The sequence below is a fragment of the Winogradskyella sp. genome (assembly GCF_013042245.1).
GTDB lineage: Bacteria > Bacteroidota > Bacteroidia > Flavobacteriales > Flavobacteriaceae > Winogradskyella.
This window is the reverse complement of record NZ_JABDQL010000050.1, coordinates 1-10,768: the sequence shown is the minus strand read 5'-3', so window position 1 is coordinate 10,768 and position 10,768 is coordinate 1. Positions and strand designations below refer to the sequence as shown.

The window sequence follows — 10,768 nt, the reverse complement described above, 5'->3', positions numbered from 1 at the left end:
ACTTGAGCGGATTAAGAATAATAATCAACGCCTAAAGGAGTTTGCATTATATGCCATTACAGGGCAATCCGCTTGGGAATTATGGAGAACAAGTACTAATTCAGTCATATATTAGAATATAGCCAATCTTTATTGAGTTGTATAATCAGTTTTTGATAGAGCTGCATATCATTTGCTTGCGCTACCAAAGCTTCAAAAGTTTGTGGTAATTGCATTATACGTTTCTAGTCATCAAACCAAGCCCAAATTGTTTTAAAGCTTTCTTTTTTTCGCCTGCTATATTAAGCATCTTTAATAATGAAAAGGCTTTTTCTGTATACTGCTCAACAGCTTCTTTTGTAGCTGCCTTTGCACCACTTTGGATAAAGATTTGTTTTACATGCTCTACTTTAGTGGACGTATCCTCTGGTTGCAATGAAAACCATTCTGAAAGTTTTGCCTTATCCGCTTCAGAAGCAAACTCCATAGCTTTTAAGTATAGATACGTTTTCTTGTTTTCAATGATGTCACCGCCAACCTGTTTGCCGAAAGTTTCTGGATTTCCAAAAGCATCTAAATAATCATCTTGTAGCTGAAAAGCAATTCCTAAGAAACGTCCAAAATCATAAATAGCATCTTGGTCATCTGTATTGGCCTCGGCTACTATAGCTCCCATTTTCATAGCACCGCCAACTAAAACTGCAGTCTTATATTCAATCATTTTTAGGTATTCAGGGATAGTTACATCATCTCTACTCTCAAAATCTACATCATATTGCTGGCCTTCGCAAACTTCAGTCGCTATTTTACTAAATAGTTTTGCTAAAGCCTGGAAAGTGTCGGGTTTATAATTTTCAAATAATTGATACGCCATTATAAGCATAACATCTCCTGAAAGAATTCCTGTATTTATATCCCACTTTTCATGTACTGTTTTTTTTCCTCGACGTAATGGTGCATCGTCCATAATATCATCATGAACCAAAGAAAAGTTATGAAACACCTCAACACTAAGTGCTGCATCTAAGGCTTTGGTATAATCTGTTTCAAAACAATCGCATGCCATCAAAGTTAAAACCGGGCGAAGGCGCTTACCGCCAAGTTTTAACATATAATTTACGGGGTCATAAAGATTTTTAGGTTTGCGCTCTTGAACATAATTTTCTAAATACGTAATAAACGCTTCTTGATAGTCTTGCAGGTGATTCATAATACAAAAATACATCTTCAACGACTTTAAAGTAAATATTACCAATGTTAAAAAATCACTAAAACTTTGGAAACTATTTTTGTGTTTAAAGTTTCCTTGTGTATTTTTGCAATGAAATTATGAGAGACAAAATTATACATAAAGCTTCTGAGCTTTTTTTAACCCTTGGTTTTAAGAGTGTTACAATGGATGATATTGCCAGCCAAATGGGAATTTCAAAAAAGACCATCTATGTACACTTTAGCAATAAAACCAAATTGGTTGAGGCAGTAACCTTCACATTATTCGAAAATATTTGTGATGGTATAGATTGTATTTGTTTGCAAGCAAAAAATCCTATTGAAGAGTTATATGATATTAAAATGTTTGTGATGGAGCATCTTAAAAATGAACAAGCTTCTCCAATATTTCAATTAAAAAAGTATTATCCATCTATACACGATGCTTTAAAATCAAAGCAATTTGAAAAAATGCACGAATCTGTGTCAGAGAGTCTAACAAAAGGTATAAAGACAGAAGTCTTTAGACCAAATATAGATGTAGAGTTTATTGCTAGACTTTATTTTAATGGCATGACAGGAATAAAAGATGAAGCCATTTTTCCTAGAGATAAATTTGATATGCAATACCTTATTGAAAACTTTTTAGAATACCACTTAAGAGCCATAGTTACAGAAAAAGGCTTTAAAATCTTAAATCAATTTATAACAAAAAATCAATCATAAACTATAATGAAACAAGTTATAATGTTTTGTTTTCTAATAATATATAGCTTTGGTTTTGCCCAAGATAGACCTAATAGTTTTAGCCTACAAGAAGCTATAGACTACGCGTTAGAAAATAATAGAACAGCTAAAAATGCTGCGCGAGATATCGCATCGGCTAAAAAGCAAAAATGGGAAACTACAGCAATTGGTCTACCTCAGATAGATGCATCTGTCAATTACCAAAATTTTTTAAAGCAACAGGTGTCTGTTGTTCCTGCCGAATTTTTTGGAGGAAACCCTGGCGAATTTGCTGAAGTTATTTTTGGAACACAACAAAGCGCGACAGCAACAGCCACATTAAACCAGTTATTATTTGACGGATCTTACCTCGTTGGCTTGCAATCTGCAAAAGTGTTTTTAGAAATATCTGAAAATGCAAAAGCTAAGACAAATTTAGAAGTACGAAAAGCTGTTATTAATGCCTATGGTAATGTTTTACTTTCTGAAGAGAGTGTGGCTATCTACGAAAAAAATATTGCAGTTCTCCAAAAAAATCTAGATGAAACCACAAAAATATTTGAAAATGGTCTGGAAGAAGAAGAAAGCGTAGAGCAACTTCAAATTACACTATCTAATCTTAACAGCAACCTCAATAATGCCAAGCGTTTAAGGAGTATTGCTTATCAAATGCTTAATATAACGATGGGGATTGATTTTAATGCCTCTCTAAAGCTTAAGGATGATTTAGAAACACTTGCCGTAAAAAATATTTCTTTAAAAACTCTTGAAGAAAAAAATGAAGTAGAATCTACTATTGACTATAAAATTGCTGCAAACGATAAAAAATCGAAAGAATTGCTACTTAAACTCGAAAAAAGTAAAGCTTTACCTAGACTAAGCGCGTTTATTAATGGTGGTTATAATAGTTTTTCAGATGATTTTGCATTTTTAGATAGTGATAATAGATGGTTCGGTTTTTCTGCCGTAGGTGTTAACCTTAACCTTCCTATTTTTAGTTCAGGTAAAAGAAGTGCCGCTACCCAACGCGCAAAAATCAATTTTGAAAAATCTACTGATGATCTTACAGAAACCGAACAAAGATTAAATCTTCAAATAGAAACTGCAAAAAGCAATTACAGATTTGCCATAGAAGATTATACCAACAAAAAGCAAAATTTAGCACTTGCAGAACGAATAGAAAAAAAGAACCAAACCAAATTCTTTGAAGGTGTTGGCTCTAGTTTTGAACTTAGACAAGCACAAACCCAACTATATACGGCACAACAAAGTTTATTACAAACCATGCTAGATGTTATCACGGCAAAAGCCGAATTAGAAACCATTACCAATAAGATTTCAAACAACTAATCAATACAAGAAAATAAAAAAATGAAACATATATTCCCTATACTTATCGTCTCAATACTTTTTATCTCTTGTGGAGGCGATAAAGCACAAACTGTTGAAGACATCTTAGCTTCTAGAGATGTAAAAGTTATGCAAGCAAAAAAGGACGAACTCGTTGCAAAACAACAAGAGCTTGCTGGTAAAATAAAACAACTATCAGACAGTCTTGCTGAATTAAATCCAGATAAAAACATACCCTTAATCACGACGATTACAGCAGAACCTTTGAAATTTAAACATTTTTTAGAACTCCAAGGAAGCGTAAAAACAAAACAGAATTTGGTATTAACTCCTGAAATGAGTGGTGTTCTAAAACAAGTTTTTGTTAAAGAAGGAGACAATGTGTTTAAGGGACAATTGCTCGCTAGAATTGACGATGGTGGTATGTCACAGCAAAAAGCACAGCTTCAAATTCAGGCAGATTTGGCAAAAACAACTTTTGAAAGACAAAAACGTCTTTGGGAACAAAAAATTGGCAGTGAGATACAATACTTAAATGCAAAATCAACATATGAAGCAACACAAGAAGCCGTAAACCAAATAAACCAACAATTAGCAAAAACAGTAGTTCGCGCTCCTTTTTCTGGAGTTATTGATGATGTTATTACTGAGCAAGGCAGTGTTACCGCTGCAGGACAATCACAGCTTATGCGTATAGTAAACCTCAAGGATATGTACATTGAAACAGACGTCCCTGAGTCTTACATCACTAGTATAAAAAATGGTAAAGTTGTAGAAGTAGAGTTTCCTATACTAGGCAAAAAAATAGACGCTACCATTAGACAGACTGGAAATTTTATTAACCCAGCAAACCGAACTTTTAAGATTGAAATTGCTGTACCAAATAAAGATAAAAGCATAAAACCAAACTTAACGGCTAGACTTAAAGTAAATGATTACACTAACGATAATGCCATATTGATTCCACAAAGCATCATATCGGAGAATGCTAATGGAGAACAATACATTTATATATTATCTGAAATCGATGGAGATAGAGCTATAGCTAAACAAGCTATAATTTCTACAGGAAAAACGCAAGGTGATGAGATTGAAATTTTATCTGGACTTAATAAAGGAGACCAAATTATAAAAGAAGGCGCCCGTAGCGTTAAAGATCGACAAACTGTTAGGGTAGTGAATGCCAAATAAACTTTTAAAGAAAAAGTTATGACTAAAAAGAAAACAAAAAAAGTAGTCGATAAAGAGTTTGGCTTATCCTCATGGGCCATAAATAACAAGACTACAATCTATGTGGCCATTGCGCTAATATTATTTCTGGGCTCATCCGCATACTTTAGTATGCCAAGGGAAAGCTTTCCTGAAATTAGAGAGACCAAAATATATGTGAGCTCATTATTTCCGGGAAATACGGCAGAAGATATTGAAAAACTAATCACCGACCCACTTGAAGACAAATTAAAAAACGTCAGCAATGTTGTAGAAATTACATCTACATCACAGGAAGATTACTCTATGGTTATTGTAGAATTTGAAGACGATATTTCTGTTGAAGCTGCAAAGCAAAAGGTAAAAGACGAGATAGATAGCGAAACATCTGGCGAAGATTGGCCTACATTCAACGGTGCAAAAGTAGAACCCAATGTTTTTGAATTGAGTATGTCTGAAGAAATACCCATTCTTAACATTAATATTTCTGGAGATTATCCTGTTGAAAAACTTAAAGAATTTGGTGAATATTTAGAAGACGAAATTGAAGACTTGCAAGAAATCAAAAAAGTAGATATTCGTGGTGCTCAAGAAAAAGAAGTAGAAGTCGCTGTAGATGTCTATAAAATGATGGCTTCTAAAGTTAATTTTCAAGATATTACTAGTGCCATAGGAAATGAAAACATGACTATGTCTGCCGGTAATTTTATTACTAGTGGCCAAAGACGTACCATTAGAATTATTGGAGAAATTGACAATCCATCGGACTTAGAAAATTTTGTGGTTAAGGCAGAAAATAACAGTCCTATTTACCTAAAAGACATAGCTTCTATAAAATTTAAGTCCAAGGACAAAACGACCTATGCACGAGAGTTTAATCCTGAAACTGGTAAAGGTGAAGAAGTCGTGATGCTAGACGTAAAAAAACGTTCTGGCAAAAATATGGTCGCTGCAGCTGAAAAAATTGATAAAATTGTTGAAAATGCAAAAGTAAACGTCTTTCCACCTAATTTAAGAGTAACAACCACTAACGATCAGTCTTCAAAAACAATTGGCCAAGTTGATGATTTGGTAAATAATATCATATTCGGTATAATTTTAGTAGTTACAGTTTTAATGTTCTTTTTAGGATTTAAGAATGCACTTTTTGTAGGATTCGCAATCCCGATGTCCATGTTTATGTCATTGATGATATTAAACGCTTTAGGCTACACAATGAATACCATGATATTATTTGGTCTTATTATGGGGCTAGGAATGTTGGTAGATAACGGTATTGTTGTAGTAGAAAATGTCTACAGACTTATGGATGAAGAAGGTTTATCTAGAGTCGAAGCTGCCAAAAAAGGAATTAGTGAAATTGCATTTCCTATTATTATATCTACAGCAACGACAGTGGCAGCATTTATACCACTTGGGTTATGGCCAGGGTTAATGGGACAGTTTATGATCTATTTTCCTATCACACTTTCCGTAGTTTTAGGCTCGTCTTTAATAGTTGCTATTTTCTTTAATTCTGTTTTAGTATCACAGTTTATGACTACAGAAGATAAAGATATGCCGTTGAAACAAATCATCAAAATATCTGCTATTTTAGTTGGTATAGGAGCTGTAATATTAATTTTTGGAGGTGCATATAGAGGCTTAGGTTCTTTGATGATAGTTACTGCTTTTTTACTTTGGGTATACCGTCTCATTCTAAGAAAAGCAGCAAATAGCTTTCAAACAAAAGTATTAGTTAGACTTGAAAATTTTTACGAAAGTACTCTAATTGGGGCATTAAAAGGATGGAGACCTCAGCTTATAGCATTTGGTAGTCTCATTCTTTTATTTATTGCATTTGGTAGTTTTGGAGCTTCCGTGGCTCGCCAAAGAACTAAAATTGAGTTTTTTCCAGATAATAAACCTAACCAAATTATTGTCTACATCGAGTATCCTGAAGGAACAGATATTGAAAAAACAAATGATATTACCAAAAATATAGAAGCTAGGGTTTATGACATTTTAAACAATAAAGAATATATAAAAGATGGTGAAAATTTCTTGGTAGAAAGTTCCGTAGCTCAAGTTGGTGAAGGTGCAGGAAATCCCCAAACCGATGGTGGCTCTGCAGCAGAAATGCCTCATAAAGGCAAGATTACCGCATCAATGCGTGAATATAAATATCGTAATGGTAAAGACAGTGAGGTATTACGTCAAAAAGTACAAGAAGCATTAACAGGTATTTATCCCGGAGTTTTAATTTCCGTAGAAAAAGACGCCAATGGTCCACCGATTGGTCCACCAATTAATATCGAAATTGAAGGCGATGATTATGACGAACTTATTGGTATAGCAGAACAGATGCGTGCCTATATAAATTCAAAAAATATTGCAGCTATTGACGAGTTAAAAATTGATGTCAATAAAGACAAGCCAGGTATGCAAGTCCTTGTGGATAGAGAAAAAGCTGGTGAGCTAGGCGTAAGTACTGGACAAGTTGGAAACCAGTTACGCAATTCTATATTTGGTGCTAAAGCTGGTATCTACAAAGAAGATGGTGATGATTATGATATCTATGTGCGCTTTAACGAAGACTTGCGTTACAACACAAGTGCGTTATTTAACCAGAAAATTATTTTTAGAGATATGGCTTCTGGTCAAGTTAGAGAAATTCCTGTTTCGGCTATTGCTAATCAGAAAAATAATTCTGGGTTTAGTGCTATAAAACACAAGGACACCAAACGCGTGGTTACAGTATATTCTGCCTTAGCACCAGGATATGTTGATGCACAGGCAGTGGTAAATCAGATTCAAAATGAAATGAAAAATTTTGAAGATTTGCCAAGTGATATTAAAATAGATTACACAGGACAAATTGAAGAGCAAAATAAAGAACAAGCCTTTTTGATGGGTGCTTTCTTTTCTGGATTATTTTTAATTTTCTTAATCTTAATCTTTCAATTTAACTCTTTATCAAAACCAGCAATAATTATGATTGCTATTTTCTTGAGTCTAATTGGTGTATTTGGTGGTATTGTAATTACAGGAGCATCTTTTGTTATTTTAATGACTATGATGGGTATTATTTCTCTAGCAGGTATTGTTGTTAACAACGGTGTTGTTCTATTAGACTACGCACAATTACTGATCGACAGAAAAAAGAATGAACTCGATTTAGATATTACCGAGTATCTCCCAAAAAACGAACTATTAAAGCAAATTATTAAGGCTGGGAAAGCCCGTTTAAGACCTGTTATCTTAACCGCAATTACTACTATTTTAGGTTTAATTCCTTTAGCAATTGGGCTTAATATCAACTTCTTTACTTTATTCAGTGAGTTTGATGCCAATATCTATTTTGGAGGAGATAACGTTATCTTTTGGGGACCATTAGCATGGACCGTAATATATGGTTTATTCGTAGCTACTTTCCTAACTTTGATTGTAGTTCCTATATTATTTTATCTTGCGATGCGATTAAAAATGAAGCTAAACACCAAACCAAGAACAACACAAGATGTTTTAGAACGTGAAGACATAGCGGCAGCGTAATCATTAGATATACTGATTAAAATTAAAAAAGGAGTCTGCAAAAGCAAGACTCCTTTTTTACTCAAATAATTATTGATTATTAATTTTCGTTCTCTGTTAATGGCGTTGGGAGAACATTAAATACTTGATCTCCTGCTCTGTCTATCGGTAACGTATTAGACAATCCATAACGTCTTAAATCAAACATTCTGTGATTTTCACACCATAAAGAATAACGTCTTTGGTTTAATAACTCCATGGTAACCGCATTATCATCATTACTATCTCCTGACCAATTTGGTAAAGAAGCAGTATTTCTAACGATATTAATTGCATTTACAGCTTCAGTATTGTTAGTACCAATATTAGCTTCTGCGTAAAGCAAAATAAGTTCCTCGTTTCTAATTATGTCTATTGGTGATACGTTACTGGCGTATAAGGCTGTTTGGTTAGTGCCATTCAACCCATCTTGAGATGTAGGGTTAGACCGTACAGATGTTTTAGAAGTCACACGTGTATCTCCAGCTTCGGCATCAGCCATCCAAGAATCGTGGACAATGATTTGATCTCCATTATTATCTGTAATCTTAAATAAGTCATTGGTTGTATCTCCCGCACCTAAACTAAATACATGCTTTGGGCCAACAGTCAAATCTCCATTTAAATCTAGGAAAGAAGCGTTTAGTGCACTTAATGCAGATGATCCGTCACCATTGTAAACATAAGCTGTAGCTAATATAGCTCTATTAAATTCCGCAAAAGTTGATGGTGTATCAAACCCCGCAAAACCACCTAATTCAAAGGCAAATTCACTACCCGCAGCATTTAAGTCGGTTAAACCATCATTAAGCAATGCAATTACGGCATCTAAAGCTGCATCAAAATCTAAAATAGGCCCCAAGTTTGCAGGATCAACAACATCAATTCTAGCTCTATTATACGATTTTAAAACATCAATTAACTCATGAGCCATAATGGTTTTTGCAAAACCACTGTAACCAGCTCGTTGTGCATCTGTTATAGCACTTGTATTAGCTAAGGCTTCTAATAATGTGTTTGCATTTTTAATAGCGCGATATCTACCCGCCCAAGGTGCTGTAGAATAAAAGGAGTTATTGTCTAAGTTTCCTCCATTAGCTCCCAATAAATCAGCTGTATTTCTAGGATCAGCATCAAATAGGTATAATTCTCTAGCCATAGTACCAGAACCGGTGGTTTGTATCCCCAAGCCATTACGCATGGTAGCTTCAACACCAACAACCAAGTTGTTTAGTTGATTTATAGATGCATTGGTTAAAACACCTTCTAAACTCGCTCTATTAGGATCTACTTGTTCATCAAAACTACATGATGTGACGCTAACAACAAGAGCTATAGTGGCAAGTAATTTCAAATATCTTCTGTTATATATATATGTTTTCATATCTCTTTTTTTAAAAATCAACTTTTAAGTGAAAATAGAATTGTTTAGCACTCGGGAAAGGTGTAACTTCAATTCCACTAGACAATCCTGCACCACCATTAACCGAAACTTCAGGGTCATAACTACTATAATCTGTTATTGTAAATAAATTACGAGCAGACAAGCCAAGTTTTACACCGCTTACATCTTTACCTAACCAACGGTATGCACTTTCTGGCAATCTATAATAGGTCCCTATTTCTCTTAATCTTAAGTAGCCTGCTGGCTCAACAAAACGTGTAGCGACAAATCCTTGTCCTGCTCTATCCTGACCTGCTGAAGTATCTAGATCTGGTGTTGTGCCACCTAAATCTGTTAATAAACGTGATAAATTTAAATTATCACCACCTTCTTTCCAGTGTAATAAAAATGAAATATCCCAATTTTTAAATATTGTGAAAGAGTTATTGAACGCTATTTGAAAATCTGGTTCTACGTCACCCACTTGTGTTGGAACACCATTAATGTTACCAACAAGCTGAGTCACAGGAGAACCTTCCTCGATGAAAAATGTTCCGAGTCCTAAACCAAAACCAGCCCCTGGTTGTGGAAATGATGGCACATCTAATCTTGTTACTTCTGAACGGTTTAACCAAAAGTTCACACCTGTATTCCAAATGAAGTTGTCCTTTTCAACAGCATTGATATTTATCCCTAATTCTACACCATTATTTCTCAAATCGGCAAGATTAGTCGTCTCAGTACCAAAACCTGAAGAAGTTGGTAATACACGACTCAATATTAAATCATCTACTGTTCTATTATAATATGTTAATTCTACATTGACTTTATCAAATAACCTAGCATCTATACCTACTTCAAACTCAGCTGAAGTTTCTGGGTCAATATTTGAATCTCCCAGAAGACCTCCTATAGTAGAGCCTCCATTCCCACCAATAGACACTTGATTTAAACTTGTAAATGTCGCCCCAAAGTTTGCCGAGTTTCCTGACTCACCGTAAGCAGCTCTTAATTTAAATTGTGAAATAGCATCACTATTCCAAAAATCCATATTATGTAGATTTGCAGCTACTGCAGCACGAGGAAACGCATAAAACTTATTTGGATCTCCATTTAATGTAGATTTATCGAAACGAATCCCTAGAGTACCAATCAACATGTCCTTATAATTGGCTTCCGTTTGCGCAAAATAACCAAAATCTTTTACGATTTGTTTAGTTTGGCTAATCTGCTTAGGGCAAACGCATCTAAAAAAGTTTATTTTTCGGATATAAATCACTGATATTCAGTTGGTTTTTAAGATTAAATTTTGTATATTATATTGATAATCAATATTTTATGTACTTTGAAAACAACAAA

7 protein-coding genes are annotated in these 10,768 nt (G+C 34.3%); 4 read left to right on the top strand and 3 right to left on the bottom strand.

Translation table 11 applies throughout. The annotated features are described in order from the left end of the window. Positions 1-214: 214 nt before the first annotated feature. Complete coding sequence (locus HKP48_RS04165) at positions 215-1,189, bottom strand: polyprenyl synthetase family protein (protein ID WP_296343132.1); 975 nt, start codon at positions 1,187-1,189, stop codon at positions 215-217. A gap of 119 nt (positions 1,190-1,308) precedes the next feature. On the opposite strand from HKP48_RS04165, the gene HKP48_RS04160 reads away from it, so the two are divergent. Genes HKP48_RS04160 through HKP48_RS04145 form a run of 4 tightly spaced genes read left to right on the top strand, consistent with a single transcriptional unit; the run spans position 1,309 to position 8,007 of the window. Next, the gene (locus tag HKP48_RS04160) at positions 1,309-1,914 is read left to right on the top strand and encodes a TetR/AcrR family transcriptional regulator (RefSeq protein ID WP_296343129.1); all 606 of its coding nucleotides are present in this window, start codon (positions 1,309-1,311) and stop codon (positions 1,912-1,914) included. A gap of 6 nt (positions 1,915-1,920) precedes the next feature. Continuing rightward, positions 1,921-3,264 (top strand): TolC family protein, encoded by a 1,344-nt coding sequence (locus HKP48_RS04155; RefSeq protein WP_296343127.1) that lies wholly within the window; start codon positions 1,921-1,923, stop codon positions 3,262-3,264. 21 nt (positions 3,265-3,285) lie between these two features. Continuing rightward, entirely contained in the window at positions 3,286-4,455 is a 1,170-nt protein-coding gene (locus HKP48_RS04150) for an efflux RND transporter periplasmic adaptor subunit (RefSeq protein ID WP_296343125.1), read from the top strand. Between the two features lie 18 nt (positions 4,456-4,473). Beyond that, positions 4,474-8,007 carry an efflux RND transporter permease subunit gene (locus HKP48_RS04145; protein ID WP_296343123.1) on the top strand — a complete coding sequence of 1,178 codons (3,534 nt, stop codon included), beginning with the start codon at positions 4,474-4,476 and terminating at the stop codon, positions 8,005-8,007. A 79-nt stretch (positions 8,008-8,086) separates the two neighbouring features. Here the strand turns inward: HKP48_RS04145 and HKP48_RS04140 are convergent, their stop codons facing one another. After that, on the bottom strand, positions 8,087-9,409 hold the full coding sequence (locus tag HKP48_RS04140; RefSeq protein WP_296343121.1) for a RagB/SusD family nutrient uptake outer membrane protein: 1,323 nt from the start codon (positions 9,407-9,409) through the stop codon (positions 8,087-8,089). Between the two features lie 10 nt (positions 9,410-9,419). Beyond that, entirely contained in the window at positions 9,420-10,688 is a 1,269-nt protein-coding gene (locus tag HKP48_RS04135; protein WP_296343119.1) for a TonB-dependent receptor, read from the bottom strand. Positions 10,689-10,768 lie beyond the last annotated feature (80 nt).

What these genes read in the sequence shown, in the direction of transcription:
- HKP48_RS04160 (WP_296343129.1), top strand. Translation starts at nt 1,309, where the DNA reads ATGAGAGACAAAATTATACATAAAGCTTCTGAGCTTTTTTTAACCCTT.
- HKP48_RS04155 (WP_296343127.1), top strand. Translation starts at nt 1,921, where the DNA reads ATGAAACAAGTTATAATGTTTTGTTTTCTAATAATATATAGCTTTGGT.
- HKP48_RS04150 (WP_296343125.1), top strand. Translation starts at nt 3,286, where the DNA reads ATGAAACATATATTCCCTATACTTATCGTCTCAATACTTTTTATCTCT.
- HKP48_RS04165 (WP_296343132.1), bottom strand. Translation starts at nt 1,189, where the DNA reads ATGAATCACCTGCAAGACTATCAAGAAGCGTTTATTACGTATTTAGAA.
- HKP48_RS04145 (WP_296343123.1), top strand. Translation starts at nt 4,474, where the DNA reads ATGACTAAAAAGAAAACAAAAAAAGTAGTCGATAAAGAGTTTGGCTTA.
- HKP48_RS04140 (WP_296343121.1), bottom strand. Translation starts at nt 9,409, where the DNA reads ATGAAAACATATATATATAACAGAAGATATTTGAAATTACTTGCCACT.